Origin of the sequence: Hydrogenophaga sp. BPS33 (assembly GCF_009859475.1) — a bacterium.
Classification (GTDB): domain Bacteria; phylum Pseudomonadota; class Gammaproteobacteria; order Burkholderiales; family Burkholderiaceae_C; genus Hydrogenophaga.
The window spans coordinates 3,401,328-3,426,855 of sequence record NZ_CP044549.1; the positions used below are offsets into that span (position 1 = coordinate 3,401,328).

Consider the following 25,528-nt stretch of genomic DNA (forward strand, 5'->3'; position numbering starts at 1 on the left):
ATCTTGTGCGATTTCGCCGCCGGACCGCTTGATGGAAATCAAACCCGGCGGTGAGGGACGCCCGGGACGATTTCAGTGATAGGGCCTGTTGACACCATTGCTCCAAGTGCGAAGGGCTTGCCTTGGGGTTGCAGCCCAAAAGGCCATGCGCCGCGTCGCTGACGACTGCCGGCTCACTGCAGCACCGCGGGTGCGGGAGACAGGTGGCCTTGCACGAAGGCAGATAAAGCGCCGAGGTCCGGAATCTGAACGTCCCGGCGGCCTTGCGTGGCAAAACCGATGATGTGGACTCGCGCCAAACGCGACAGCGCGCGGCTGACGGACTCCAACGTCATGCCCAGATGGTTGCCGATCTCAGCACGTGTCATGCGAAGGGTGATCTCATCCGTCCGCATGCCCCGCTCGGCCAGCGAGTCGGCCCAGTTGAGCAGGAAGTCGGCCACGCGCGCAATTGCCGGCAACGTGCAGACGGACATCAGCGCGCCACGATCGCGGGCAATGGCCTGGCTCATGGCCGCGTGCAGCGCGTGCAGGATGGCCGGGCAATTCTTGCTGGCCTCCATGAGGACCTCGTAAGACACCACCCAGATCTCGCCTGTGTCCATGGCAATCGCATCAGCGCTGTAGTGCCCGTGGGCAAGACCATCGAAACCCAGCCAATCACCGCGAAAGCTCAGGCTGACCAATTGCTCACGCCCATCGGCCGCCAGGTTCACGAACTTGCACAGGCCCGAATTCAGGATGTACAGATTGAAAAAACGCTCGCCCGACCGGTAGATGACATCGCCCGCGTGAACGACCCGGCGCTTGGGTTCGATCTGTTCGCGCAGCAAGCCGAGCGTGGCCGATATCTGCCGGCTCGCGGCGACAGGGTCCTGCGCGGGTATGTGCGCCGCAGTGCCGCTGCCATCGGCCACCGGATCGGACATGGCGAGGCTGGCTTTGGGAAAGGGTCGCGCGGTCGTGTGCATGTGTGCTCCTGTGCGGTTTCCGGGGGGACACATCGATGCTAGGTTCCGCCTGAAAACGCCCGGACAACGAACGGAATCGGCGCGCAACGCTTGGTAAACCGAATGTGTCCGGCGTGTGACACACAAGTCCCCCCCTCCTCCGTATTGGTCGCGCTGGCCCAGGACGAGCAGATCCGCGTACGAGGTCTTGGGCAAGAAGTCCCACGCTCCTTCTGCCAGGGTTTTGGCCCACTGCAGGCGTGAAGACCCCGCACTGGCCTTGGTGAAGGTGGCATGGGCCTTGTCCAGGCCTTCCCTGTCCAGGGCCAACATCATCTCGATGGCTTGCGCTGCGTCAATCCGCGCAGGGGGCTCGTGTCTTAAGGTGCACCACTACCCCGACCAACCCCAGCGGCGCATACGGGCCGCTACCGGAGAAATCCCATGGCATTCATTCACGCCGTGATCTGGCTGGATCACCACCACGCCCATGTCATCGAGTTCGACCCCGAACACACCCAAGAGCACCATCTTCAAGCCCATGGCCACAACACCCGCCAGCATCGAAGCGAGGTGCGAAGCGAACATGAATTCTTCGCCCAGGTTTGCGATGCCGTGGCCGACATGGCATCCATTCTGGTGACCGGCGCGCACAAGGTGCAGGCGGACTTTCGCCACTACATCGAAAAACACCGGCCGAGCCTCGCACCAAAGATCAGCGGCTGGGAAACCGTGGACCATCCCACTGCAGCGCAGTTGGTGGCACGGGCGCGCCATCGGCAACACCAGGCCGCCAACGGTCTGCTCACCCGGTCCTGAGCTTGCCGGGAACAGCCATGATGCGGGCGATGGCCACAAAGAGCACGCGCATGATTTGCTCAGGCTTGAGCCCGAGGTGCTCGAACCACCATGGCGGTCTGCCGGCTCATCCGCCCAGGCGCAGCAGCTTCGCTCGCAGGTGCGCGAGCTCTTGCTCCAGGTCGACCACGAGTGAGGCCAGTTCCGGCACGGCATCAAAATCCCGCTCGAGATGGGCCATGCGCACCGCCCGGTGCAGGTCGTTGGCGTCGAAGCGCAACACCTCAAACGCCGGCACGGCTTGCGGATTGAGCAATCCCTCCTCGAGCCGCTGCTGCACCCAGGCCTCGGTCACACCGGCCAGGCGGCTCAGTTGCGCGAGGTCGAGCCAGACATCGTCCAGCACCACTTGCACCTGGTAAACGGGGTCTTTCATCGCGCACCTCCTTTGGCCACGGGCGCCTGCTCGGCGACATGCTGTTTGCGCGCGTCGAAATCTGGCAGCGCGTTGGCCATCTGTTCGTAGAGCTCCCGTACCCTGGGGTCGTGGGCACTGGGCAAGATCACCCCCACGTGCAAATCCAGATCACCGGGTTGTTTGGCCGGCAAGCCGCGACCGCGCACCGTGATCACCTGGCCATTCTTCGTCCCCGCCGGCACGCGTACCTTGAGGACACGACCATCGGGCAAGCTCACGGGCACCACCGCGCCCAGGGCGGCTTCCCACGGCGCAAGCGGCAGCGCCACGATCAAATCGGCGCCATCCACCTGGAACCGGGCATGCGGGCGCAAGCGCACTTCCAACAGCAAATCACCTGGCGCGCCGCCACCGAACCCCGCGGAGCCCTGGCCCGCGAGGCGAATCAGCTGCCCTGCCTTCACCCCGGGAGGAATTGTCACCTCGAGGGTTCTTTCAACCAGTCGCAGGTGCCCTTCGGCGTCGATGGTCGGTGACCTGAGCGAGATCACGCGGCGCACACCCTGCCAGGCCTCTTCGATGTCGAGCAGGATAGAGGCATGGTGGTCTTCGCCCCGTGCTCGGAAGTGGTCCGCCCCTTGCTCGCCGCGCGGCGGCTGCCGGGCCTGTCGGCCCATCCGCCCAAACAGCTCCTCGAAAAACGCGCTGCGGTCGCCGCTGCCCATGGTCGACCCGCTGCCGCTGAACTCGAACCCCTCATCCCATCCCGGTGGCGGGGTGAAGCTCTCGCCCGCCTGCCGGCCCTGGCCAATAGCATCGTAAGCGGCGCGTTTTTCGATATCAGAGAGCACCGCATAGGCCTCGTTGAGTTCGCTCATGCGCTCGGCCGCGTCGGGCACCTTGCTCACGTCGGGATGGTACTTGCGCGCGAGCTTGCGGTAGGCCTTCTTGATGTCCTCGGCGCTCGCATCGTGGGCCGAGCCCAGCACCTTGTAGTAGTCCTTGAACTCCATCAGATACCTCTATGCCGCCACCAGAATGGGCAGAAGCCGATCGTATTCGCGTTTGACGACGGCGTGGCACTCGCAACTGCGGCGCTCCAGGCCTCTTCGATCCAGCACCGTGATGTGGCCCGGGTGGTAGCGGATCAAGCCGGCGGCCTGCAGTTTCAGCGCGGCCTCGGTCACGCCACCGCGCCGCACGCCGAGCATGTTGGCGATGAGTTCGTGCGTCATCAACAGCTCGTTGCTCGACAACCGGTCCTGGCAGTGCAACAGGCACCGGCAAAGCTGTTGGTCGACGGTGTGATGGCGGTTGCAGACCGCTGTCTGGGACATCTGGACCATGAGGGCCTGCGTGTAGCGCAGCATCAGGTGCTTCACCGGCGTCTGGAATTCGAACTCGTCCCGGACAACGGCCGCCTTGAGCCGAAAACCCAGACCCGCGCTGCGCACCACGGCCTGGCTGGGGGTACTTTCGCCGCCCATGAAGGCCGCAACGCCCACCACGCCTTCGCACCCGACCATGGCCACCTCCGCCGAGCCGCCGTCGTGCAGCAGGTAGAGCAAGGACACAATGGCGGTGGTGGGGAAGTAGACGTGGGCGGGTATTCGACCTGACTCGCACAACACCCTTCCCAGCGGCAGTTCCACGGGCTCGATATATCCCAGCCACCGATGCAGGTCGGCATCGGGCAGAGCGGCCACCAAATGGTTGTCGGTCGCGTTGCATTCAAAACCCATGGGTCACCTCCTGAAGCGGCGTCGCGCGTCGTTGGCACCCTTGAGTGAAGAGCTCTTTGCGCCGTGCCCGACATGGCGCCAGCTTGCCGCTCCCGGCCCCCCGCCCCGTTGATCTGCGTCAACCTCTGCGCAAGGTGGTCATTGGCTTTCTTGAACCCGATGACAGGCATCGGTGACCATCGATCCACGCTCATTGCCAGCCATACCGGCGGATGTACACGCGCTTCATCAGCGTGGTGAGCGTCGCGTAAGCCAGCAGGATCGCCACCAGCCAGCCGTAGTAGGCGGGGGGCAAGGCCTGCAACTGGAAATACCCGGCGAGAGGCCCCACCGGCAGCCAGAGTCCAATACCCATGAGAGCCGGCGTCATGGCCATGAGTGGCCACGCGGCACGGCTCTGCACGAAAGGCAGTTTCGGCGTGCGCAACAGGTGAACCACCAGCGTCTGCGTGAGCAGGCCGACCACGAACCAACCCGACTGGAACAAGCCCTGCTGGCCCAGGCTGTTGGCCTGGAACACCCACCACATCACGCCAAAGGTGAGGATGTCGAACAGCGAGCTGATGGGGCCGAAGAACAGCATGAAGCGGCCGATGTCGGACGGGTTCCACATCAGCGGCAGGGCCACCAGCTCGGCGTCGACGTTGTCGAACGGAATGCCGGTTTGCCCGATGTCGTACAACAGGTTCTGCACCAGCAATTGCAGCGGCAGCATCGGCAGAAACGGCAGGAAGGCGCTGGCGACCAGCACGCTCAGCACGTTGCCAAAGTTGGAGCTGGCCGTCATGCGGATGTACTTGAGCATGTTGCAAAAGGTGGTGCGGCCTTCGACCACACCATCGACCAGCACGAGCAGGCTCTTCTCCAGCAGGATGATGTCGGCCGCCTCCTTGGCAATGTCCACCGCGCTGTCGACCGAGATGCCGACATCGGCGGCGCGCAGCGCAGCGGCATCGTTGATGCCGTCGCCCACGAAGCCCACCACGTGCCCGTGGGCCCGCAGAGCACGCACGATGCGCTCTTTTTGCAACGGGGTGAGTTTGGCAAAAACGCTGTGTGTTTCGACCGCGGCCTCAAGCCCCTCGTCGCTCAGCGCGTCCACGTCCGAGCCCAGCAGCACGCGATCGCTCTGCAGGCCGACCTGTTGGCACACATGCCGGGTCACGACTTCGTTGTCGCCGGTGAGCACCTTCACGCCGATGCCGTGCACGGCCAGCTTCTTCAGGGCCGGCGCAGCCGATTCCTTGGGTGGGTCGAGAAACGCGATGTAGCCAACGAGCGTGAGGCCCGCCTCGTCCGCTTTCGTGTAGGTGGTCTGTCCTGGCGGCAGCGTGCGCACCGCCACGGCGACCACGCGCAGGCCTTCGGCGTTGAGGCCATCCACCACGGCCTGCGTGCGCTCCCGCAAGGCCTGGTCCAGCGGTACCGTGGGCATCTCGCGCTCGCCATCGAGGCTGGCATCCACGTCCTCGGGCATATGGGCTCGCGTGCACACGGCGAGCACCTCTTCGACGGCACCCTTGCAGATGAGTTCGTGGTGCTGCTCTCGCCCCTCAGACATGGCCGCCACCACCACCGACATGCGCCGGCGTTCGAAGTCGAAGGGGATCTCGTCGACCTTGCGGTACACGTGCTCGAGCTTCAATCCCGCCACCCGTTCGACGTTCTCGAGCACCGCGTGATCGAGCAGGTTCTTCAGGCCGGTCTGGTAGTAGCTGTTCAGGAAAGCGAAGTTGAGCACCTCGTCGGTGTCGTGGCCCTCCACGTCGACATGGTGTGCCAGCGCGATCTTGTCCTGCGTCAGCGTGCCGGTCTTGTCGGTGCACAGGATGTCCATCGCGCCCAGGTTCTGGATCGCGTCGAGCCGCTTGACGACCACCTTCTTTCGCGACAACAGCACCGCACCCTTGGCCAATGTGCTGGTCACGATCATGGGCAGCATCTCGGGCGTCAGGCCCACCGCTACCGACAGCGAAAACAGGAAGGCCTGCAGCCAGTCTCCCTTGGTAAAGCCGTTGACGAGAAAGACAATGGGCACCATCACCGCCGCGAAGCGGATCAGCAACCAGCTCACGCTGTTGACGCCGGCCTGGAATGCGTTGGGCGTTGTCTCGGTGGCTGCGGCATGCGTGGCCAGCGTGCCGAAATAACTGCGGCCACCGGTCGCGACCACAAGTGCCGTGGCCGAGCCCGAAACCACATTGGTGCCCATGAACACCAGATTGCGCTGGTCCAGCGCGGCGGTGCTGAGGGGCGCCTGGGAACCAGGGGAAAGGCCCTCCACGAACTTCTCCACCGGCAGCGATTCGCCGGTCATCGCTGCCTGTGCCACGAACAAGTCGCGCGCGCCAAGCACGCGGCAATCTGCCGGCACCATGTCCCCGGCCGACAGTGCCACCACGTCGCCAGCCACGAGTTCGCGCAAGGGAATGTCGTGCTGCCCTGCCCCGTGGCGCAGCACGGTCACAGTGTTGCTGACCATTGCGCGCAAACCTTCCGCCGCGCGGTGGGAGCGGCCTTCCTGCACAAAGCGGATGCCCGTACTCAGGGCCACCATCGCGTCAATCACCACGGTGGCCTTGGCATCCGCACTCAAGAAGGACAGTGAGGCCAGTGCGCTCAGCAACAGGTTGAATGGGTTGAGGTAGCAGCGCCACAAGCGCAGCCAGCCAGGCAACGGCGGCTCGTGCTGGACCTCATTGGGTCCGTCATGGGCCAGGCGCGTGGCCGCCTCGGCTGGCTCGAGCCCGTCGGCTTGAGACCGCAGGCGCATCAGGGCCAGCGAGGGGGATTCCCGGGCCACGAACAGGAGCTGTGCGCCGACGGTTGCCATCGGTGCACCGGCTTGCGCCTTGTGCCAGGGTTGCGCCACCAGGGCTTCCAGCAAGGGCCGGCGCTCGAAGTGCTTCTTCGCGCGCCGGCGACGCAGAAACGTGCTGAAGCCTTCGGTGAGGGCGGTGTGCATGGTGCTGTGGGGTTGGGACGCCTATTGACGACGCCGTTCGTGCGCAGACGTCGGCGCAAAAACCTCAGCCTATGCAGAAATTCATCCACGCGCCGTCCGGTACCGAACACCAGGAACACCGCGCATGCACATGGGCGTCCGCTGCCGTACGGACGTCGTCGTCGCAACGGCACACTCTTGAAGATCCGCCACCAAGCAGGTCAACGACCATGAAAACCGATACCCAAGACACGCCGCGATGTATAAAACGGCCATGGTCCGCGCATCCCGTTCGCCCCCATCGCTCAATGTCCTGATCGAGTCCCTGTACGACGCAGCGGTAGACGCGCGGGCCTGGGACGGCATGGCGCCCGCGCTGGCGACCACGTTCGGCGCCGACAGCGCCATCTTCAAGCTCCATGGCAGCACCGGCGTGCATCTCCTGGAACGGACCGACAACCTCCACACAGCCCCCGCAGACAAGACTTGGGCCGATCACTGGCACCACAACGACCTATGGGTGGAACGCACGCAAGCTCTGAAGACATCGGGCATCGTCACCAGCCAGCAGTTGCTTCCCGACAGCGAGTTCGAGCGAAGCGGCTACTACCAGGACTGGAATCGACATCTCGGCGTGTACCACATGATCGGCTCGGTGTTCCCAATGGCATCCGGCCTCAGTGGCGTGGTGGGCATCCACCGCCCCCGAAGCAGTGCCGCATTCGGTGCGGCGGACCGGCGGCGCATGGCCCGCCTGTTGCCCCACCTGCAACGCGCCATGCGCATTCGCAGCCATCTGGCGCCTTCCCGGCTGGCTGCAGACGCGCAGGCGGCTGCGTTTGACCGCCTGCACACACCCGCCCTGGTTCTCGATGCGGACGGGCGGCTTCTGCATGCCAATGCTCAGGGCGAAGGCTTGCTGCGCGAGGGTTCGAGCTTGAGCCTGAGCGCGGACCGCGTGATCGCGGTGAATCCGAATTCGAGGTTTCGGTGGCGCATGCTCGTGCAACAAGCCGCGCTGACCGAGGGTGGATCGCTGCTGCTCGCACGCGCGGGCCGTGCCCCCGTCACCGCACTCTTCGCGCCGCTGCGGGTTGCATCTCAGAACAACGCTGCGGTGCTGGTGTTGTTGCGCGACCCCGAACAGCAAGTCGCCTCGCCCGATGTGCTGGGTCAGCTGTTCGGCCTCACGCCGACAGAAGCCAGGGTGGCGGCAGCGATTGCCGAAGGCCTTGCGCCCGAGCAGATCGCGCAGAGGCTGGGCATTGGCGTGGGCACCGTGCGCTCGCACCTGCGCCAGGTACTGAGCAAAACAGGCACCCACCGCCAGAACGGGTTGGCTGCATTGATCACGCGCAGCGTGGCCATGTTGGGCGAGACGACCCACTCGCTGCGCGGCTGAGCGCTCCCTTTCGGATCTGCGCCTCTTCCATTTGGCAGAGGCGCGCTACCCGTGCGGTGGCTATCCTGCGCCCCAAGCCACTGAAAGGAATCTCGTCATGCGCAGGCAATCCGCTCCAAGCCGTACCACCCTGCTGGCTTTGCTGCTCGGGACCGTACTCGTCCCGGCGCTTGCCGCGCCCGACCACTTCGACATCGTTGGCTTGCGTCTCGGCATGACCGAGCAACAGGTTCGCAGCACCCTCAACGCGCACAACCCGCAACTGCAGCTCAACAGCAAGACCGTGAGCTACACCTATTCCGATGGAACGAAGCAGCACCAGACCGCACCCGCATTGGCCGAAATCGTGGCGGTGGCCATGAATGGAACAGAGAACATCACCCTGCTGTTCTCCCAGCCGCCCAAACCGGCGCGCCTGGTGGGCGTGCGCCGTGTTGCCTCGTTGCCCAACCCACCCACGCACGAACAGATGGTGCAGGCCACGTTGCAGAAGTACGGCCCACCCGCCGTGAACCGACCTCGTGAGCGGCTCAAGCCTGAGACGCGGTTGATCTGGATCGAACCTGGCAAGCCCCAGTGCTGGCGCAGCAGTGCCAAGCAGGTGGCGGTGTTCACCGCCGCATCGCCCGTGCTCGACGTTCTCCAGCAATTCGCTCAGCGCCAGAAAATGGGATTCGCACCGGCAGACCTGTCGCAATGCGGCGCAATCGCCCAGTTCGTCACCGCCTCCGACCCGGTACGGAACTTCACCATGGAGATGACCGACACGGGCCCGTGGCTGGACACGCTGCAAGCCACCCGCGCCTGGGTATCGGGCTTGGAAGCGCAGGCGAAGAAGGCCCGTGTGGGCGCTGGCACAACGCCCAAGCTTTAAGAGCTTGCCTTACCCTTCGCCTGTGGTCACGCCCACAAGTCCTGCAACATGTGCTTACTCGATATGTGCCCTACCGATAGACACGACACTGGATAGAGCGCACCGTATTGGGTGGTGGAGCGTCTTGACTCCACCACGTCAGGAGATGGTGATGAATGCAGAGACACCAGGGAGCAGACGCAGCGCGTGGACCTCTTACCACTATGCACGGATCTGCTGCACCCCAGCAGCCAGAAACACCAAGCGCGAGGCCTCCACCACAAGCCAATGGCAGCCTGCAGATATTGCCGTTCTTGAAACCCTCAGGGTGCTGGTGAACGCTGGCAACGAGGTCTACGGATCCGACTCCCATTGGATCGAGCGACGGTACAGCGCAACACCTGGCAGCCAGTAAGCCGTACTGCGCGAGCTCCGGCCCACCCTCCGGTGGGCTTTTTTACGTCCGCTCGCCCTCCAACGCTTGAAACACATCCACGGCGCTCGGAGGCGGCTCAATACGCGCTGTGTGCCCGAGCGAACAGACCGGACCTGTGCAGGAGAGGACGATGAATCGGTCTCTCTTCACTATCCGGAGTTCACCATGGCGAAATGCGAAGCATGCGGCAACGACTACGACAAGTCGTTCGAGGTTGTTGTGGAGGGAAGAACCCACACCTTCGACAGTTTCGAATGTGCGATCTTCGCGCTGGCGCCAGCTTGTACGCACTGCGGCGTGCGCATCGTCGGCCATGGACTGGAGAAAGACGGACAGATGTTCTGCTGCAACCATTGCGCCGAACACTTCGGAGTCAAGGAGTTGCGCGACCGCGCTTGAGCGAAGCACGCAAAGATCTTAACCACCATCCAGGAGATCCGTATGCAACTATTGAAAGAAGTGATGAGTCGCGATGTCAAAGTCATCAGCCCGGATATGACAATCAGGGAAGCCGCCAAGCTGATGCACGATGAAGGTTTCGGAATGATGCCGGTGGGCGAGAACGACCGCATGATTGGCGCGATCTCGGATCGCGACATCGTCATTCGCGCCGTGTCCGAAGGAAAGGATTGCGACACCAAAGTTCGCGATGTCATGTCCGAAGGGATCACCTGGGCGTATGAAAACGATACGGTGGCCCGGGGCGCAGGCATCATGAGTGAGAAACAGATCCGGCGTCTTCCTGTAGTGGATCGAGACAAGAGACTGGTTGGCATCGTCTCGCTAGGTGACTTTGCTGTCGAGGCCGACGACATTGAGCCTGCGGCCGATGCGTTGGTCGACATCTCCCGCTCCTGATCGGCCCCCATCAAGGACCGATGAGAAGGGGTACGGCTAAGCATGTGCGCGGACCGGCGTGTGCGAACAGCTGCACGCCGAACATCCCCAGGCACATGGAACACACGGGGCCTCGCGCCCCGTTATCGTTTTTGCTCCCGCGTAAGCACGCTCAACGTGCCAGGCCCGCGTCCAAACGCGGCAGTCCTTCGAACTTGCCCACGGAGCCTCTTCGGCGTCCGCCTTGACGGCGGTCCGCCTTCTCCTGCAGCGGCCGGGAGTTCACCAGCTCCTCCGCGGCGCTGGTCAGTTTCGTCAAAGCGATGTCGAACGCCGCCAGTTCCGACGGGCTCAGGGTGGCCAACACGAGGTTGTTGAGTTGTACCGATTGGGGAAAGAACTCCGCATGCAAGGCGAGGCCGCGCGCGGTGATGTCGACCCGGGCGCGGCGGCGATCGTCGGGGTCGGCGATGCGTGCGAAGAGCTTCTTGGTCACCAGGTCGGATATGTGGCGCGAAACCCGTGGGCGCTCGAGGTGCGAACGTTCTGCCAACTGGGAAGGCGACATCGCGCCGTGGTCCGCCAGGATGCAGATCAGGCGCCATTCGCGCCGGGTGATGCCGTAGCGCCCTTCGCAAATGCGCGTCACGAGCGCGCCGCTGCTGGCCAGCAGGCAGTTGAGCCGGTAGTTCAGCAAGTCGTCGACGGTGGCGGGTTGGGCGAAGGACATGGTGCGAATCAAGCCAAAAAAGAAGCTTGCGAAGTGTGAACGTGCCCTGCGGCATTGGCAAGCCAGTGCGATACCAGCGGCCAGGTAGTTGTATAGAAGAACTACCTCCTTCGCTCCTAGACTGGTTTTCACCCACCCACTCTGGAGCCTTTGAATGACGCCGCAACTGCCCCCACAGGGCTTGAAAATCTCCGACTCGGATGTGTTCGACCTCAACATGTCCTGGCGCGGCCTGCGCATCAACACGATGTGCAACGCGCTCTGCGACCCCACCAACCGCGAGGCCTGCAAAGCCGACGAAGAAGCCTTCATGGCGCGCTTCGGCCTGACCGAGGATGAGAAGAGACTGGTGCGCGCGCGCGACTTCAGCGGCCTGCTCGCTGCCGGCGGCAACATCTACTTCCTGCTCAAGCTGGGCGTGGTCACCGGCAACGGCCTGTACCGGATGGGCGCCTCGATGCGTGGGGAAACGCACGAGCAATTTCTGGCCACCCGCAACGACGCGGGAGCGGTGTGATGGGCGGCAAGATCATCGCCGGCATCGGCACTTCCCACGTGCCCTCCATCGGCGGCGCCTACGACCGCGGCCGCACCCAGACCCCCGCCTGGAAGCCCTTGTTCGATGCCTACGTGCCGGTGCGCGAATGGCTCCGAGAGATCCGGCCCGACGTGGCCATCATGGTCTACAACGACCACGGCGCCGACTTCTTCTTCGACAAGTACCCCACTTTCGCGGTCGGCTGCGCCGACCAGTACGCCATTGCCGACGAAGGTTTCGGCACGCGACCGCTGCCGGCCATTCCGGGCGATCTGGCGTTTTCGCAGCACCTGTGCCGCTCGCTGGTGTACGACGAGTTCGACATCACGGTGTGCCAGAAGATGGCTGTGGAACACGGCTTCCTGGTGCCCATGCACCTGTGCTTCGACCACGACGAAACCTGGCCCGTGGCCTCGGTGCCGATCGCGGTCAACGTGCTGCAGCACCCACTGCCCACCGCGCGCCGCTGCTTCCGGCTGGGTCAATCGATCCGCCGTGCCGTGGAAAGTTATGAGCGCGATCTGCGCGTGGCCATCATCGGCACGGGCGGCATGTCGCACCAGCTCACCGGCAAACACTTCGGTGACATGCAGCGCGACAACGACCTGCACTTTCTGGAGCGCATCGAGCACGACCCCGAGAGCCTGGCCGGGCTCACGCACCAGACCCTGATGGAGAAGTTCGGCGTGGAAGGCATCGAACTGATCATGTGGCTGGTGATGCGCGGCGCGCTCTCCAACGACGTGCAGCGCGTGCACCGCCACTACTACGCGCCCATGACCACCGGCATGGGCTTGATCACGCTCGAGGAGAAGGTCTGATGCGCACCCAAGTCGGCATCATTGGCGCAGGACCGGCGGGGCTGATGCTCGCGCACATGCTGCACCTCGAAGGCATCGAGTCCGTGATCATCGAACGTTCCAAGAGAGAGCACGTGCAGAACCGCCTGCGCGCGGGCGTGCTGGAACAGGGAACGGTGGAGATGATGCGCGAGCTCGGCCTGGGCGAGCGCATCGGCCAGCTGGGCCTGGAACAACACCGCATCGATTTCCGCTTCGGTGGCGAGTCGCACCCGATCGACTTCCACGAGGCCACGGGCGGGCGCAGCGCCTGGGTGTACCCGCAGCACGAGGTGGTGAAGGATCTGATGGCCGCGCGCACCGCCGCCGGTGCGCAGATGCTGTTCGAAACCCCGGTGACCGCGATCGAGGGCATCGACGGCACCCGCCCGGTGGTGCGTTTCGAAAAAGACGGCGTGGCCGGCGAACTGCACTGCGACTTCGTGGTCGGCTGCGACGGCTTTCGCGGCATCAGCCGCCGGGCCATTCCCGCGCGGGAAGGCCAGGTGCACGACCGCATCTACCCCTTCGGCTGGCTCGGCATCCTGGCCGAAGCACCGCCCGCCACGAACGAAGTCACCTGGGGTTGCCACGAAGACGGCTTCGCGATGATGAGCATCCGCACGCCCTCGGTCACGCGCCTGTACCTGCAGTGCGAACCCGACGAGAACCCCGACCACTGGTCCGACGACCGCATCTGGTCGGCATTGCACAAACGGCTCGACGTGCCCGGTCTGCCGCCGATCAACGAAGGCCGCATCACGCAAAAAGGCGTGACGGCGATGCGCAGTTTCCTGTTCGAACCCATGCAGCACGGCCGCCTGTTCCTGGCGGGTGACGCGGCCCACATCGTGCCGCCCACAGGCGCGAAAGGCTTGAACTCGGCCATGGCCGACGTGAAGGTGCTGGCGCGCGCGCTGGAGCAGCACTACCAGCGCGGTTCGCAAGACCTGCTGGCCCGCTATTCGAAGACCTGCCTCAAGCGCATGTGGCTGGTGCAGCGCTTCTCCGCCGGGCTTTGCACGATGGTGCACAGCTTCGCGGGCGACAGCTCGTTCGTGCGGCGCCTCCAACGCGCCGACCTCGACTACATGACCGGCACCACCGCCGGCCGTCTGCAGTTTTCCGAGAATTTCACCGGTCTTCCCATCGATGCCTGAAGGAGCTTTCCCATGACACCCCCGACTGCCATTTCTTCTTCGGTGCGCCGTGCCTTGCTGGGCGGCATCAGCGCTGCGCTGCTGCTGGGGGCGACGCCCCTCGCCGCACTGGCCCAGGCCTGGCCGTCCAAGCCGGTCCGCATCGTGGTGAACTTTCCACCCGGCAGCTCGCCCGACGTGCTCGCACGCGCGGTCTCACAGCCGCTGCAGCAGGCCCTGGGCCAGCCGGTCATCATTGAGAACCGCGCGGGTGCCAGCGGCATGATCGGCGCAGAAGCCGTGGCGAAGTCCGTGGCTGATGGGCACACGCTGCTGATGACCGCAGGCAGCGCCATCACCACCAACCCGTTCATCTACGCCTCGATTCCTTACGACACCGAGAAGGACCTCACGCCCGTGGCCGCCGTGGCGCGCATCGTGCTGTTCCTGGAAGCGAAAGCCAGCCTGCCGGTGAAGGATGCGAAAGAGTTCCTCGCCTATCTCAAGGCCCATCCGGGCAAGCTGAGCTACGCCTCGGCCGGCAACGCGACCGGCCTGCACCTGGCGGGCGAAATGCTCAAGAGCCAGGCCGGTGTGTATGCGCTGCACGTGCCCTACCGGGGATCGGCCCCTGCGTTGCAAGACCTGCTGGCGGGCCAGGTGGACTTCTTCTTCGATCCGGGCATTGGCCTGACCCATGTGCGGGCCGGCAAGCTGCGCCTGCTGGCGGTGGCCGGCATGAGCCGGTCGGCGGCATTTCCCGAGGTGCCGACCCTGGACGAAGTCGGCCTCAAGGGCTTTGACGCCGGCCAGACGCACGGCTTCTACGCCCCGGCTGGCACGCCCGCGCCGGTGGTGGAGCGGCTCAACCGCGAGATCAACCTTATCCTGGCGATGCCGGCGGTGAAGACGCAGATCGAGACGATCGGCGCCGAGGCCACACCGCTGTCGGTGCAACAGTTCACCACCGTGATGGCCGACGACAGCAAACGCTACGGGGCGATCATCAAGGAACGCAACATCAAGGCGGACTGAACGCAGCGCACTTCAAATTGTGGAGCTGCCACCAGCACGGACCTGAACGCTTCCCTCCTGCGGCACCCCCGCCTGCGCGGTGGCCTGCGTGGCTGCCGTCGCCCTGGCCGCGAAGGGCGAACCGCATTCGTTCGCATACACCTTGGTGAACTCGGCGCCCAGCAGGAAGATCTGCGCCGCGTAGTACACCCAGGCCAGCAGCACCACCAGCGAACCGGCGGCCTGGAAAGACTCGGTGATGCCGCTCTTGCTGATGTAGAGCCCGATGAGGAACTTGCCCACCTCGAACAGCAGCGCCGTCACCACCGCCCCGATCCACACCTCGTGCCAGCGCACCGGCGTGCTCGGCATGAACTTGAAGATCATCGCGAAGATCACGGTGGTGAAGGCCAGCGACACCAGCAGGTTGATCGCGTACAGCACCGCGGCCGACCCGGGCATCAAGGTGCCCAGCCAGTTGGCCATCGCTGCCGTCACCGCGCCCGCCACCAGCGACACCATGAGCATGAAAGCCAGGCCCAGGATGAGCCCGAAGGAGAGCAAGCGCGCCCGCAGCACGGCCCACACGCCCTGAGGCTTTTCGCGCTCGGGCACATGCCAGATGCGGTCCAGCGCGCTTTGAAGTTCTGCGAACACAGTGGTGGCGCCCACCAGCAGCACCGCGATGCTGATGGACCCGGCGACCATGCCGCGTTCGGTGTCGCTGGCGGCGGCCACGAGGCCTTGCACGAGGCGGGCACCCTCAACGCCGAGGAGACCGCTCAACTGTCCGGTGATCTGCCCGGTGACCGCTTCGTGGCCGAAGATGGCGCCCGCCACGGCGATGACGATGACCAGCAGCGGCGCCAGCGAAAACACCGTGTAGTAGGCAATGGCGGCACCCATGCTGGGTGCGAAGTCGTCGAGCCAGGCCACGATGGTTTTCTGGATGAGTGAGAAGGCGCGCTTCACGTTCATGGGAGCATTGGATCAAAGCTGCGCGCAATAGGGTGTAGGACGACAGGCCCTCCTCCTTGCCCGTACCATCCCGAAGAAATTCCACCGAACGGACCCATGACACTCTCTCTCGTTGAAGGCCTGAGCCTGCTGGCCGCCTTGCTGGTCGGCCTCTCCAAAGGCGGCATTCCCGCCATCGGCATGATCGCCGTGCCCCTGCTCACGCTGGTCACATCGCCCATGAAGGCCGCCGTGCTGCTGCTGCCGATCTTCGTGGTCTCGGACATCGTCGGCGTCTGGCTGTACCGCCACAGCTACAGCCTGGAGAACCTGAAGATCCTGATACCCGCGGGCATCGCTGGCGTCGTGGTGGGCTGGCTCACCGCCTCGCACGTGCCGGACCGGGCGCTGGCTTTCCTGCTGGGCGCGGTGGGCATCGGCTTCTGCCTGAACGTGTGGCTGCGCAAGGGATCGGTGTCGCCGCCGCTTGCGCCCAGCGGCCCCAAGGGATGGTTCTGGGGAACGCTCTCGGGCTTCACCAGTTTCATCTCGCACGCGGGCGCGCCGCCGTTCCAGATCTACCTGCTGCCCCAGCGGCTGCCCAAGGCGGTGTTCGCGGGCACGGCCACCATCTTCTTTGCGGTGATCAATGCCGCCAAGATTCCGCCCTACCAGAACCTGCAGCCCTACTCGCTGGAATCGCTCTGGAGCGCGGCGGCGCTCGTGCCGGCGGCACTCATCGGCACGGTGCTGGGCGCCTACCTCACCCGGCGCATCGCGGATGCCTGGTTCTTCAAGCTCGTGCAGGTGAGCCTGTTTTCGGTGTCGGCCAAGGTGCTCTACGACGCCATCTGGGGTGGATGACGGCGCATCAGCACGGTGTGGCCGCCGCCAGCACGCTTTGCCGCCGCCGCTGCTGCCACAGCGAGCCGGCGAACACCACCAGGCCCGCGGCCGCGAGCAGCGCGCCGACCCAACCGGTTGACGTCCAGCCCATGCCCGCGGCAATCGCCAAGCCGCCCAGCCAGGCGCCCAAGGCATTGGCCAGGTTGAAGGCCGAGTGGTTCAGCGCGGCGGCCAGGGCCTGCGCCTCGCCGGCCACGTCCATCAAGCGGATCTGCAGCGCCGGCGCCAGCGCGACGACGGTGCCGACCAGCAAGACGTTGAACGACACCGCGGCCGCGTAGGGGGCGGTCACCAGCATCAGCAACAAGACCAGGGCCGACCACACCAGCGTGCCGCCGATGGTGGGCAACAAAGCCTTGTCGGCCAGGCGCGCGCCCACCAGGTTGCCCGCGATCATGCCGACGCCGAACAGTGCCAGCACCAGCGGCACGGCGCCCAGGGAAAGGCCGGTGACTTCGATCAAGGTCGGCTTGATGTAGCTGAACACCGCGAACATGCCACCGAAGCCGATGGCGCCCGTGCCCAGCGTGAGCCAGACCTGCGGGTTCTTCAGCGCACCCAATTCGCGCAAGGGACTCGCGCCTTCGGGTGCCGGCAGATGCGGCAGCGCGCGGTGGATCAACACACTGGCCACCAGGGCGACCCCGCCCACCAGCACGAAGGCGCTGCGCCAGCCCCAGTGCTGCCCCAGCCACGCCGCCATGGGCACGCCCACCAGCGTGGCACCGGTGAGGCCCAGCATCATCAGGCCCACGGCCTGCGCGCGCCGCCCCGGCGGCACCAGCGAAGCCGCCACGAGAGACGCCACGCCGAAGTAGGTGCCGTGCGGCATGCCGGCGACGAAGCGCAGCAGATTCAGGCTCGGGTAGCCCGGCGCTGCAGCGCTGGCCAAGTTGCCCAGTCCGAACAACAGCATCAGCACCACAAGCAACAGCCGCCGAGGCCAATGGGCGGTGAGCACCGCCAACAGCGGCGCACCCACCACGACGCCCAGCGCGTAGGCGCTGATCACATGGCCGGCCTGGGGGATGCTGATCGACAGGCTGTTGGCCACCTCGGGCAGCAGGCCCATGATGACGAACTCACCCGTGCCAATGGCGAACCCGCTGAGCCCGAGGGCCCAGACGGTGCGGCGGAAAGCAGGATCGGTGGTGGAGGTGGAGGTTGAGACAGTGGTGACCGCGTCGGCGGTCTCGGGAACAGCATAGGCAGGCATGCGGCGATTTTGCTGCGATGCAGCAAACCTTGTGCACCCGAAGGACTTGCGTTCAGCGGATGGTCACTTGGACCCGGCGGTTGCGGGGTTCCGCCACGCCGTCCCGGGTGGGCACGAGCGGGTTCGTCTTGCCATGCGACTCCAGCGTCAGTGCCGAATACTTCAAGCCCGAAGCGCGCAGTCGATCTGCCACGGCCTGCGCCCGCTGCGCGGACAGCACGAGGTTGTCGTCGGCGCTGCCCACGGTGTCGGTGTGGCCGATCACCACCAGCTCCACCACCGCATCAGCTCCCCGCGCTCGGACCCGATTCAAGATCTCGGCGAATTGGCGTTCCGATTCCGCGGTCAATCGCGCACCCCCGGTGAAGAAATACAGCATGAAATGTTCGGGGGGTGCCGGTTGTGCCGCCTTCGCATCGGAAAAGTCGGCATTGAATTGCGCCGGCTGGAGCTCGGTTTTCACCTCGCGGCCATCAATGCCCGCCACTTGGCCGGCGCGCGTCAATACCTGCTGACCTTGTGCGCCCGTCACCATTACCTGCCCCACCGCCCCGTCTGGATCCGGCACCAGCACGACGTACGATGCTGGCATTTTGGAAGCGCAGGCGGTCAACAGCAACAGCATGCCGGCACAAACCACCATTCGCAATCGGGATGAAAATTTTTGCATTTCGATTTCGCCTCGTTGGGTGCCCACGATTCGGCCAATTGCGATCCGTGATCGGCGTTCGATGATGCCATCTTTGCAAATCTTGAATACCGCCCTGAGGTATTCAGTACACTCATTCATTTCCCCTCGGGCTGGCCACATGCAACAAGAAGACATCGAGTGCGAGCAGCGGCGCGACGCATTGGCGGCATTTCTCGTCGGCAATTTCCCCGACGTGGATGCACAGACACTGCAAGAGGTTCAGTCGCGCGTCGAATGGCTTCACTTGCGGGCCGGCGAGGTGTTGATGGAACAGGGGGCGCCCGGCGATGCCGCCTACCTCACGATCAGCGGGCGCCTGCGCGTGTACGTCAAGGGCGATGACGGCGCATCGCGCATGGTCCGCGAACTCGGGCGCGGCGAGATCACGGGGGAAATCAGCCTGTACAACGACGCGCCGCGTTCGGCCACCGTGGTGGCGATCCGCAACACCGTGGTGGCGCGGCTGGACAAGGCGCAGTTCACCGCGCTCGTGGAACGCCATCCGCAGGTGTCCATGGCGCTCACGCGCAAGATCATCGAGCGCCTGCAAACCCAGAACGATCGCCGCCCCCTGCCCCCGCCCGTGACCGTGACCTTGCTGCCCATCACCGGCGGCCAGATCGATGCCACGGGCTTCGTGCAGCGTCTGGCGCAGGCCTTGGAACCGTTCGGCCGTGTCTGCTGGGTGGACGCGGCCCATGCGACCTCCACCACGCCCGCCGCACTGGAAGATCTGGAGGCCGGGCACGACTTCGTGCTGATGATGGCCGACCCGCAGCCCACGGCCTGGACGCAGCTGTGCGTCAGCCAGAGCGACGAGGTGCTGCTGCTGGCCGATGCGAACCAGCCCGCCGCGATCGCGCCGGTGGAACAGGCCTGCATGGTCGACCCGCCGCAACGCAGCGAGGTGGCGCAAACGCTGGTGCTGCTGCACCCGGCCAGCACCCAGTCGCCACTGGGCATGCGCCGCTGGGTCGACCGCCGCCCCGTCACCGGCCACGTCAACCTGCGCCCCGAACTCGATGGCGACATCGCGCGCCTGGCACGCCTGCTCAGCCGCAATGCGGTCGGCCTGGTGCTCGCCGGTGGGGGCGCGCGCGGCTTCGCGCACCTGGGGGCCTGGAAGGCGCTCAAGGAACAGGGCATCGAGATCGACTGCGTCGGCGGCACCAGCATGGGTGCCGTGATGGCGGCGGCCATCGCCGCCGACCGGGACATCCCCAGGACCCTGGACGTGCTCAAGCAGGCCTTCAAGGTCAACCCCACCGGAGACTACAACCTGCTGCCCCTGATCTCGCTCATCAAAGGCGGGCGCGTGCGGACCATCGTCGAACGCTCCATCGACTCGCTCATGGGCGGGCCGGTCGACATCGTCGACCTCTGGAAAGGCTATTTCTGCATCGCCAGCAACTACTCGCAAGGCAGCGAGACCCATTTGCACAAAGGCGACCTGGGCCGGGCCTTGCGCGCCAGCATCGCCATTCCCGGCGCCCTGCCGCCGGTGTTGATGGACGGTGAAATGTTCTGCGACGGCGGCACCTTCAACAACTTCCCCGCCAATGTGATGCGCAACATGCGTGGCGTGGGCAAGGTGATCGGCGTGGACCTCAGCGCGCGCCGCACGCGGCGTTTCGAGTTCGACGAGATGCCCGGGGCCTGGCAGGTGCTGTTCGACCGGCTCAGGCCGCGCGCGAAGCGGCGCTACCGCGTGCCCTCGCTGATCGCGTACCTGCTCAACGTCTCGGTGCTCTACAGCGTGTCGCGGCAGGCGGAGTCGCGCAAGCAGACCGACCTGTACTTCAACCCCGAGCTGTTCAAGTTCGGCTTCCTGCAATGGTCCCGCTTTGGCGCCATCGTGGCGCAAGGCGATGCCCATGCGCGCGAGGTGCTGGGTGCGCTCAGCCCCCACGAAAAGCAGGCGTGGGGCATTCGCGAGTTCTGATGGCCACCGCCCGCGGCATTCGCACATGAAGCTGCGCCTGTTGTCCCTGCGCGCGGTCGCGGCCCTGCTCAGCATCGCCACGGCCGCCCTGGGCCTGCTGCTGGTGCTGGCCGATCCCCTGCCGCTGCAGGCCTTGCGCCACCAGGGCTTCGACCAGTACCAGCGCTGGCAACCCCGGACGTACGAAGCGGCGCCGGTGCGCATCGTCGACATCGACGAGGCCAGCCTTGCGAAGTTGGGCCAGTGGCCCTGGTCGCGCGACAAGCTCGCCACGCTCGTGACCCAGCTCGGCGCGCAAGGGGCTGCGGCGATCGGCTTCGACGTGGTGTTCGCCGAACCCGACCGCACCTCGCCGCGCCGCGCGTCGGCGGACTGGGCCTTGTCGCCGGAGCAGGCGCGCTCGATCGCGGCACTGCCGGACAACGACGAAACCTTCGCCAAAGCCATTGCGCAGCACAACGTGGTGCTGGGCTTCGCGCTGCGCAGCGACACCCGCGCGGCCACGGCACCGCCCGCCTTGCCCAACGCGCGGTACCGCACGGTGTGGCTGGGCGAACCCAGCCCGCAAGCCTTGCACACCTTTGCCTCGGCCGTGCCCGCGCTGCCCGTGCTGGATGCAGCCGCCAGCGGCAGCGGCGCGTTGACCTTCGTGCCCGATACCGACGGCGTGGTGCGCCGCGTGCCCCTGCTGATGGCGCTGGGCCAGACGCCGGTGCCCGGTCTGAGCACCGAGCTGCTGCGCGTGGCGCAGGGCGAACACAACCTCGTCGTGCGGCGTGCCGAAGGCGATGCGCCGGCCCTGGCGCAGCTGCGCATCGGCCAGGCCAGCATCCCCACCAATGCACAAGGCGAGCTGTGGCTGCACTACACCGAGGCCCGGCCCGAGCGCTACCTGCCGGCCTGGAAAGTGCTGGCAGGAAATGCCGACCCGGCCCTGCTGGAGGGCCACATCGTGCTGGTGGGCAGCTCCGCGCAGGGCCTGCTGGACTTGCGCTTCAACCCCTTGGGCCGCGTGATGCCCGGCGTGGAAGCGCACGCACAAGCCATGGAACAGGTGCTCACCCAGCACTACCTGAACCGGCCGAGCTGGGCGGTGGCGGCCGAGGCACTGGCGGTGGTGCTGGGTTGCGTGGCCCTGGTGTGGGTCGGCGTCTTCGTGCCCTCGCTGTGGGCCGCGGCCACCGCGTTGGCGCTGGTGGCGGGCGCGCTCTGGGGCGGCTGGCTGGCCTTCTCGAACCAGCGCCTGCTGCTCGACAGCTTCACACCCGCACTGACATGGGCGCTGGCGTTCGTGCTGGCCAGCCTGTGCCGGCACTTCTGGAGCGAGCGGCAACAGCGCTGGGTGAAGGAAGCGTTCTCGCGCTACGTCTCGCCCAACCGGGTGGAACACCTGATGAAGAACCCGGGCCAGCTGGAACTGGGGGGCAAGCGCCAGGACTGCAGTTTCATCTTCACCGACCTCGCCGGCTTCACCAGCCTCATGGAGGCGATTGATCCGGCCCAGGCGGTCTCCCTGCTCAACCGCTACCTGGAAGAGATGATCTCGATCGCGTTCCGCCACCAGGGCACGCTGGACCGCATCGTGGGCGACGCCCTGGCCATCATGTTCTCCGCACCGGTGGTGCAGCCCGACCACGCGCAGCGCGCCATGGACTGCGCCCTCGAGATGCACGCCTTCGCCACCGCCTACGCGCGCGAAGTGCAAGGCCAGGGCATCGCCTTTGGTCTCACGCGCTTTGGCGTGCACTCGGGCGAAGTCATCGTCGGCAACTTCGGCGGTGGCGCCCTGTTCGACTACCGTGCGCTGGGCGACCCGGTCAACACCGCAGCCCGGCTGGAAAGCGTGAACAAGCACCTGGGAACGCTGATCTGCGCTTCCGAGACCACGTTGTCGGCCTGCACCGGCGTGCGGGCCCGTCCGGTGGGTGAACTCGTGCTCATGGGCAAGACCCAGGCGCTGCAGGTGCACGAGCCGCTGCCCGACCCGCCGCCCGAAGACTATGCCCCGATCGAGCTGTACCAGGCCGCGTACGGCGCGTTGCGCGACGGGGATGCACGGGCGCGCGAGTGCTTCGAGCAATTGCAGGCGCTCTACCCCGGCGATCCCCTGGTGGCGCTGTACGGCGCGCGGCTGGCGCAGAACGAACCCGGCGTGCGGATCGTGCTCAGCGCGAAGTGATCACGGTTCCTCGACCTTGACCAGGAATTGCGTGCCACGCACGCCGATCATGCCGCTGGGCGTCTTGACGTTGACCGCCTCGGGCTGCAGCTTGGCGATGACGCCCGAGACGTAGTTCAGCGTGCCCTTGCCCATGCGGGCACCCAACTTGAGCTTGCCCTCGGCGGGCTCGTACAGGTAGTCCTCGACGGTGAGCTCGGTGCTCGGACCGAAAGACATGACGGTGTTGTCCTTGAACATCACGCCCATGCTGGACTGCGCCTCGGTCTTGAGCGCGCTGCCCTGGTGCAGCGGCGTTCCGGGCTGGGCCTGCACCACCTTGCCGTCGGTGGTGACAGTGGCCGTGCCCTTGACGTTCTTCACGTAGCCCACTGGCGCAGCACTGGGGTCCTGCGCGTGGGCCGCACCCATGGCGCTCACCCACACCGACCCCGCAGCGGCCAGAAGGATGAGAGGGGAACGTCGCGTGGATGGTGCGCGCATGGCAGGATCTCCGAGAAAGGGGTCGAGGGCCTCATTGCCCCAACTTTCCAAGCACAGAGATCACCCCACGCCGAAATGCGACCGACGAGCGGAATCATAAACGTTATGACCGGAAATCAATCACATCAACGAGCCGGCCCCCGAATTTTCTAGAACTTTTTCGCACGGGACCGGCACCACCCCGCCACCGCCCAAGGGTTTTAACTGGTTAATTTCATCATCTATTTTGTTTCTTGCGGAAACCAATATGGTTTAATCCGGTTCTTCGAAACGAGGATCTGGAGCGTCCCTTGAGCACAGGCAGCAGCGAGCCCACCCGTTGGGCGATCGACGAGGTCACGGTCACCCCTTGCATCCAGCGGCAGGAAGATCCCACCTGGCAATTCGCGCGCGGTGGCATCCCGCAGATCCAGGGTTGGATCGTCACGCTGCGCAGCGCGTCTGGGCACGAAGGCTGGGGCCACGTGTTGACGACACCCATCGCCCAGCCCGATGCACACGGCATGCGCCTCGCCGTCGAGGCCGCCGCGTCTGCGGTGCGCGGCCTCGGTGCGCTGGACCAGGAAGCGCTCTGCGCGGTGCTCGGGGAAGTCTGCCCGGACCGGCCCAGCGTGCAGGCGGGCTTTAGCAGCGCCGCCCTGGAGCTCTCGGCGCGCAGCTTGAACCTGCCGCTGCATGCGCTCCTGGGTGGCGCGGTGAGACGCTCCATCCCCGCCACACGGCTGATCCCCATCAAACCGCCCGAGGCCATGGCCGAGCAGGCGCACCGCCTGCAGGCCCAGGGCTACCGCGGCCTCAAGCTCAAGCTCAACGGCCAAGCCGATGCCGACATCGCCCGCGTGCGCGCAGTCCGCGCCGTGGTCGGCAACGGCATGCTGCTCACGGTCGACGCCAACCAGGCCTACGACGCGGCCAATGCCATCGAGGTCTGCCGCGCCCTGGCGCACGAGAACGTCACGCTGATGGAGCAGCCCGTGCCCGCCGCGGACGTCGACGGGCTCAAGCGCGTCACCGACGCCGGCCTCATGCGCATCGAGGCCGACGAATCGATCGGCTCGCTCGCCGGACTGGTCCGCCTGATCAAGATGGACGCGGCGCATTCCTACAACCTCAAGGTGCCCTACCTGGGTGGCCTGCGCAACACGCTCAAGGCCGCGCAGATCTGCGAAGCCGCCGGCGTGCGCTGCCGCCTGGGCGCCATCTTCGCGCCCCGCATCGCCTCCGCCCAGGCGGCGCACCTGGCCGCCGTTCTGAAGTCGGTCGACGGCGGCGCGGAGATCGCGGAATCGGAACACCTGCTCGACGACCCCTTCAGTGGCTTCGACGCGCGCGATGGCCTGGTGCCGGTGCTGGCCGGCCCGGGCAGCGGCGTGCGCTGGAGCCGCACACACGAAAACCTCAACGAAAGGAGACCACACCATGCCTGAAACCACCCTGCCCCGCCCCGACCGGCGCCTCGCCTTGCGCCACATGGGCGCGGCTGCCATCGCGTCCACCGTTCCCATGGGAAGCGTCTGGGCCAAGGAGGGCTTCCCCGAGCGGCCCATCCGCGTCGTGGTGCCCTACACCCCGGGGGCGATCAACGACGTGCTCGCCCGCGCCATCGGCGACAAGATGTCGCGCACGATCGGCCAATCCGTCATCGTCGACAACCGGCCCGGTGGCAACACGCTCATCGGCACCCAGTTCGTGGCCAAGTCGCCGGCCGATGGCTATACGCTGCTGCAGATCCCGGCCGCGCACGCCATCAACGCGGCCCTGCTGCCCAAACTGCCTTACGACTCCATCAACGACTTCAGCTTCATCGCGCTCGTGGCCCGTGCCCCGTTCCTGCTGATCGTCAACAGCGAGCTGCCCTTCAAGACGGTGGCAGAGTTCGTGGCCGCGGCGAAGCAGAAGCCCGGTCACTACTCCTTCGCGTCCTCGGGCAACGGCGGCAACGCCCACCTGATGGGCGAGCTGCTGAACATGCAGGCCGGCGTGCAGATGCTGCACGTGCCGTACAAGGGCACGACGCCAGCGCTCAACGATGTGATGGCCGGTCAGGTGCATGCCACTTTCAGCACCTATTCCGGCGCGGCTGCGGCGATCCGCTCGGGCAAGGTGCGCGCCCTGGCCATCACCAGCGCGCGCCGGGCCGCCGCGTTCGCGGACATTCCCACCATCGCGGAGTCGGGCTACCCGAACTACGACGTGGCGGGCTGGTGGGGCTTCGCCGCACCCGCCGGCACACCCGCGCCCATCGTGGCCAAGCTGCACCAGGAGCTCTCGGCGGCCTGCCAGGCGCCCGACCTGGTGCAGAAGATGAAGTCCGAAGGCGTGGACATGCAGGTCTCCAGCCCGGCCGAATTCAAGGCCCATCTGGAGCGCGAGATCGTGGTGTGGAAGGACGTGGTGCGCAAGGCCAACATCAAGGCCGAATAAGCAAAGCCCTGACTGGTCAACCGGCCATGCGGCCAGGCCCTCCATTGCTGAATAGGTGCTAGATTTCGCCGCCTTGCCCAACACGGGGTA

At 65.7% G+C, this 25,528-nt stretch carries 24 protein-coding genes; 14 read left to right on the forward strand and 10 right to left on the reverse strand.

The annotated features are described in order from the left end of the window. Positions 1-173: 173 nt before the first annotated feature. The gene (locus F9K07_RS15745; protein ID WP_236581281.1) at positions 174-971 is read right to left on the reverse strand and encodes a Crp/Fnr family transcriptional regulator; all 798 of its coding nucleotides are present in this window, start codon (positions 969-971) and stop codon (positions 174-176) included. Between the two features lie 423 nt (positions 972-1,394). Between F9K07_RS15745 and F9K07_RS15750 the strand changes: the two genes are divergently transcribed. Continuing rightward, a complete protein-coding gene (locus F9K07_RS15750) occupies positions 1,395-1,769 on the forward strand; it encodes a hypothetical protein (RefSeq protein ID WP_159594332.1) in 375 nt (124 codons plus the stop codon). Between the two features lie 106 nt (positions 1,770-1,875). Here F9K07_RS15750 and F9K07_RS15755 read toward each other — a convergent pair whose 3' ends face one another. The 4 genes from F9K07_RS15755 to mgtA form a co-directional block, all read right to left on the reverse strand. Beyond that, positions 1,876-2,184: a chaperone modulator CbpM gene (locus tag F9K07_RS15755; protein ID WP_159594333.1), complete on the reverse strand. Its 309-nt coding sequence runs from the start codon at positions 2,182-2,184 to the stop codon at positions 1,876-1,878. Beyond that, entirely contained in the window at positions 2,181-3,179 is a 999-nt protein-coding gene (locus F9K07_RS15760) for a DnaJ C-terminal domain-containing protein (RefSeq protein WP_159594334.1), read from the reverse strand. The genes F9K07_RS15755 and F9K07_RS15760 overlap by 4 nt, the downstream gene beginning before the upstream one ends. 9 nt (positions 3,180-3,188) lie before the next feature. Further along, complete coding sequence (locus F9K07_RS15765) at positions 3,189-3,908, reverse strand: Crp/Fnr family transcriptional regulator (RefSeq protein WP_159594335.1); 720 nt, start codon at positions 3,906-3,908, stop codon at positions 3,189-3,191. A gap of 190 nt (positions 3,909-4,098) precedes the next feature. Continuing rightward, positions 4,099-6,873, reverse strand: coding sequence for a magnesium-translocating P-type ATPase (gene mgtA, locus F9K07_RS15770; RefSeq protein WP_159594336.1), 2,775 nt, complete (start codon positions 6,871-6,873; stop codon positions 4,099-4,101). 253 nt (positions 6,874-7,126) lie between these two features. Here mgtA and F9K07_RS15775 point away from each other — a divergent pair, with 253 nt between their 5' ends. From F9K07_RS15775 to F9K07_RS15790, 4 genes are all read left to right on the forward strand, one after another. After that, positions 7,127-8,254 (forward strand): helix-turn-helix transcriptional regulator, encoded by a 1,128-nt coding sequence (locus F9K07_RS15775; RefSeq protein ID WP_159594337.1) that lies wholly within the window; start codon positions 7,127-7,129, stop codon positions 8,252-8,254. A 97-nt stretch (positions 8,255-8,351) separates the two neighbouring features. Continuing rightward, positions 8,352-9,128: a hypothetical protein gene (locus F9K07_RS15780; RefSeq protein ID WP_159594338.1), complete on the forward strand. Its 777-nt coding sequence runs from the start codon at positions 8,352-8,354 to the stop codon at positions 9,126-9,128. Positions 9,129-9,588: 460 nt separating this feature from the next. Continuing rightward, positions 9,589-9,942, forward strand: a complete 354-nt coding sequence (locus tag F9K07_RS15785) for a hypothetical protein (protein WP_236581282.1) — start codon at positions 9,589-9,591, stop codon at positions 9,940-9,942. Positions 9,943-9,984: 42 nt separating this feature from the next. Then, positions 9,985-10,401: a CBS domain-containing protein gene (locus F9K07_RS15790; protein ID WP_159594339.1), complete on the forward strand. Its 417-nt coding sequence runs from the start codon at positions 9,985-9,987 to the stop codon at positions 10,399-10,401. Positions 10,402-10,552: 151 nt separating this feature from the next. On the opposite strand, the gene F9K07_RS15795 is transcribed toward F9K07_RS15790, so the two are convergent. Continuing rightward, complete coding sequence (locus tag F9K07_RS15795; RefSeq protein WP_159594340.1) at positions 10,553-11,110, reverse strand: MarR family winged helix-turn-helix transcriptional regulator; 558 nt, start codon at positions 11,108-11,110, stop codon at positions 10,553-10,555. Between the two features lie 154 nt (positions 11,111-11,264). Here F9K07_RS15795 and F9K07_RS15800 point away from each other — a divergent pair, with 154 nt between their 5' ends. From F9K07_RS15800 to F9K07_RS15815, 4 genes are read left to right on the forward strand one after another with little or no spacing between them, the layout of a single operon-like run. Continuing rightward, the gene (locus F9K07_RS15800; protein ID WP_159594341.1) at positions 11,265-11,627 is read left to right on the forward strand and encodes a protocatechuate 3,4-dioxygenase; all 363 of its coding nucleotides are present in this window, start codon (positions 11,265-11,267) and stop codon (positions 11,625-11,627) included. Beyond that, complete coding sequence (locus F9K07_RS15805; protein WP_159594342.1) at positions 11,627-12,469, forward strand: class III extradiol dioxygenase family protein; 843 nt, start codon at positions 11,627-11,629, stop codon at positions 12,467-12,469. The genes F9K07_RS15800 and F9K07_RS15805 overlap by 1 nt, the downstream gene beginning before the upstream one ends. Continuing rightward, the gene (locus F9K07_RS15810) at positions 12,469-13,647 is read left to right on the forward strand and encodes a 4-hydroxybenzoate 3-monooxygenase (RefSeq protein WP_159594343.1); all 1,179 of its coding nucleotides are present in this window, start codon (positions 12,469-12,471) and stop codon (positions 13,645-13,647) included. Before F9K07_RS15805 ends, F9K07_RS15810 begins: the two co-directional genes overlap by 1 nt. Positions 13,648-13,659: 12 nt before the next feature. After that, positions 13,660-14,661 (forward strand): Bug family tripartite tricarboxylate transporter substrate binding protein, encoded by a 1,002-nt coding sequence (locus F9K07_RS15815; protein ID WP_159594344.1) that lies wholly within the window; start codon positions 13,660-13,662, stop codon positions 14,659-14,661. Between the two features lie 12 nt (positions 14,662-14,673). Here F9K07_RS15815 and F9K07_RS15820 read toward each other — a convergent pair whose 3' ends face one another. Continuing rightward, positions 14,674-15,618, reverse strand: coding sequence for a YihY/virulence factor BrkB family protein (locus F9K07_RS15820; RefSeq protein ID WP_159594345.1), 945 nt, complete (start codon positions 15,616-15,618; stop codon positions 14,674-14,676). A 96-nt stretch (positions 15,619-15,714) separates the two neighbouring features. Here F9K07_RS15820 and F9K07_RS15825 point away from each other — a divergent pair, with 96 nt between their 5' ends. Next, the gene (locus tag F9K07_RS15825; protein WP_159594346.1) at positions 15,715-16,461 is read left to right on the forward strand and encodes a sulfite exporter TauE/SafE family protein; all 747 of its coding nucleotides are present in this window, start codon (positions 15,715-15,717) and stop codon (positions 16,459-16,461) included. 7 nt (positions 16,462-16,468) lie between these two features. Here F9K07_RS15825 and F9K07_RS15830 read toward each other — a convergent pair whose 3' ends face one another. Both F9K07_RS15830 and F9K07_RS15835 read right to left on the reverse strand, forming a co-directional pair. Continuing rightward, on the reverse strand, positions 16,469-17,719 hold the full coding sequence (locus F9K07_RS15830) for an MFS transporter (RefSeq protein ID WP_159594347.1): 1,251 nt from the start codon (positions 17,717-17,719) through the stop codon (positions 16,469-16,471). A 52-nt stretch (positions 17,720-17,771) separates the two neighbouring features. Further along, positions 17,772-18,509, reverse strand: a complete 738-nt coding sequence (locus tag F9K07_RS15835) for an OmpA family protein (protein ID WP_159594348.1) — start codon at positions 18,507-18,509, stop codon at positions 17,772-17,774. A gap of 19 nt (positions 18,510-18,528) precedes the next feature. Here F9K07_RS15835 and F9K07_RS15840 point away from each other — a divergent pair, with 19 nt between their 5' ends. Next, entirely contained in the window at positions 18,529-20,352 is a 1,824-nt protein-coding gene (locus tag F9K07_RS15840) for a patatin-like phospholipase family protein (protein WP_159594349.1), read from the forward strand. Positions 20,353-20,377: 25 nt separating this feature from the next. Beyond that, positions 20,378-22,531 carry a CHASE2 domain-containing protein gene (locus tag F9K07_RS15845; RefSeq protein ID WP_159594350.1) on the forward strand — a complete coding sequence of 718 codons (2,154 nt, stop codon included), beginning with the start codon at positions 20,378-20,380 and terminating at the stop codon, positions 22,529-22,531. Here the strand turns inward: F9K07_RS15845 and F9K07_RS15850 are convergent, their stop codons facing one another. Next, the gene (locus tag F9K07_RS15850; protein ID WP_159594351.1) at positions 22,532-23,014 is read right to left on the reverse strand and encodes a FecR family protein; all 483 of its coding nucleotides are present in this window, start codon (positions 23,012-23,014) and stop codon (positions 22,532-22,534) included. It lies immediately after the preceding gene. Between the two features lie 290 nt (positions 23,015-23,304). On the opposite strand from F9K07_RS15850, the gene F9K07_RS15855 reads away from it, so the two are divergent. Together F9K07_RS15855 and F9K07_RS15860 are read left to right on the forward strand one after the other, a co-directional pair. Continuing rightward, a complete protein-coding gene (locus F9K07_RS15855) occupies positions 23,305-24,441 on the forward strand; it encodes a mandelate racemase/muconate lactonizing enzyme family protein (RefSeq protein ID WP_159594352.1) in 1,137 nt (378 codons plus the stop codon). Further along, positions 24,434-25,438, forward strand: coding sequence for a tripartite tricarboxylate transporter substrate binding protein (locus F9K07_RS15860; protein WP_159594353.1), 1,005 nt, complete (start codon positions 24,434-24,436; stop codon positions 25,436-25,438). Before F9K07_RS15855 ends, F9K07_RS15860 begins: the two co-directional genes overlap by 8 nt. The last annotated feature ends 90 nt before the right edge of the window (positions 25,439-25,528 follow it).

What these genes read in the sequence shown, in the direction of transcription:
- F9K07_RS15840 (WP_159594349.1), top strand. Translation starts at nt 18,529, where the DNA reads ATGCAACAAGAAGACATCGAGTGCGAGCAGCGGCGCGACGCATTGGCG.
- F9K07_RS15820 (WP_159594345.1), bottom strand. Translation starts at nt 15,618, where the DNA reads ATGAACGTGAAGCGCGCCTTCTCACTCATCCAGAAAACCATCGTGGCC.
- F9K07_RS15810 (WP_159594343.1), top strand. Translation starts at nt 12,469, where the DNA reads ATGCGCACCCAAGTCGGCATCATTGGCGCAGGACCGGCGGGGCTGATG.
- F9K07_RS15775 (WP_159594337.1), top strand. Translation starts at nt 7,127, where the DNA reads ATGGTCCGCGCATCCCGTTCGCCCCCATCGCTCAATGTCCTGATCGAG.
- F9K07_RS15860 (WP_159594353.1), top strand. Translation starts at nt 24,434, where the DNA reads ATGCCTGAAACCACCCTGCCCCGCCCCGACCGGCGCCTCGCCTTGCGC.
- F9K07_RS15750 (WP_159594332.1), top strand. Translation starts at nt 1,395, where the DNA reads ATGGCATTCATTCACGCCGTGATCTGGCTGGATCACCACCACGCCCAT.
- F9K07_RS15755 (WP_159594333.1), bottom strand. Translation starts at nt 2,184, where the DNA reads ATGAAAGACCCCGTTTACCAGGTGCAAGTGGTGCTGGACGATGTCTGG.
- F9K07_RS15765 (WP_159594335.1), bottom strand. Translation starts at nt 3,908, where the DNA reads ATGGGTTTTGAATGCAACGCGACCGACAACCATTTGGTGGCCGCTCTG.
- F9K07_RS15805 (WP_159594342.1), top strand. Translation starts at nt 11,627, where the DNA reads ATGGGCGGCAAGATCATCGCCGGCATCGGCACTTCCCACGTGCCCTCC.
- F9K07_RS15745 (WP_236581281.1), bottom strand. Translation starts at nt 971, where the DNA reads ATGCACACGACCGCGCGACCCTTTCCCAAAGCCAGCCTCGCCATGTCC.
- F9K07_RS15845 (WP_159594350.1), top strand. Translation starts at nt 20,378, where the DNA reads ATGAAGCTGCGCCTGTTGTCCCTGCGCGCGGTCGCGGCCCTGCTCAGC.
- F9K07_RS15825 (WP_159594346.1), top strand. Translation starts at nt 15,715, where the DNA reads ATGACACTCTCTCTCGTTGAAGGCCTGAGCCTGCTGGCCGCCTTGCTG.
- F9K07_RS15795 (WP_159594340.1), bottom strand. Translation starts at nt 11,110, where the DNA reads ATGTCCTTCGCCCAACCCGCCACCGTCGACGACTTGCTGAACTACCGG.
- F9K07_RS15835 (WP_159594348.1), bottom strand. Translation starts at nt 18,509, where the DNA reads ATGAATGAGTGTACTGAATACCTCAGGGCGGTATTCAAGATTTGCAAA.
- F9K07_RS15850 (WP_159594351.1), bottom strand. Translation starts at nt 23,014, where the DNA reads ATGCGCGCACCATCCACGCGACGTTCCCCTCTCATCCTTCTGGCCGCT.
- F9K07_RS15830 (WP_159594347.1), bottom strand. Translation starts at nt 17,719, where the DNA reads ATGCCTGCCTATGCTGTTCCCGAGACCGCCGACGCGGTCACCACTGTC.
- F9K07_RS15815 (WP_159594344.1), top strand. Translation starts at nt 13,660, where the DNA reads ATGACACCCCCGACTGCCATTTCTTCTTCGGTGCGCCGTGCCTTGCTG.
- F9K07_RS15780 (WP_159594338.1), top strand. Translation starts at nt 8,352, where the DNA reads ATGCGCAGGCAATCCGCTCCAAGCCGTACCACCCTGCTGGCTTTGCTG.
- F9K07_RS15760 (WP_159594334.1), bottom strand. Translation starts at nt 3,179, where the DNA reads ATGGAGTTCAAGGACTACTACAAGGTGCTGGGCTCGGCCCACGATGCG.
- mgtA (WP_159594336.1), bottom strand. Translation starts at nt 6,873, where the DNA reads ATGCACACCGCCCTCACCGAAGGCTTCAGCACGTTTCTGCGTCGCCGG.
- F9K07_RS15800 (WP_159594341.1), top strand. Translation starts at nt 11,265, where the DNA reads ATGACGCCGCAACTGCCCCCACAGGGCTTGAAAATCTCCGACTCGGAT.
- F9K07_RS15790 (WP_159594339.1), top strand. Translation starts at nt 9,985, where the DNA reads ATGCAACTATTGAAAGAAGTGATGAGTCGCGATGTCAAAGTCATCAGC.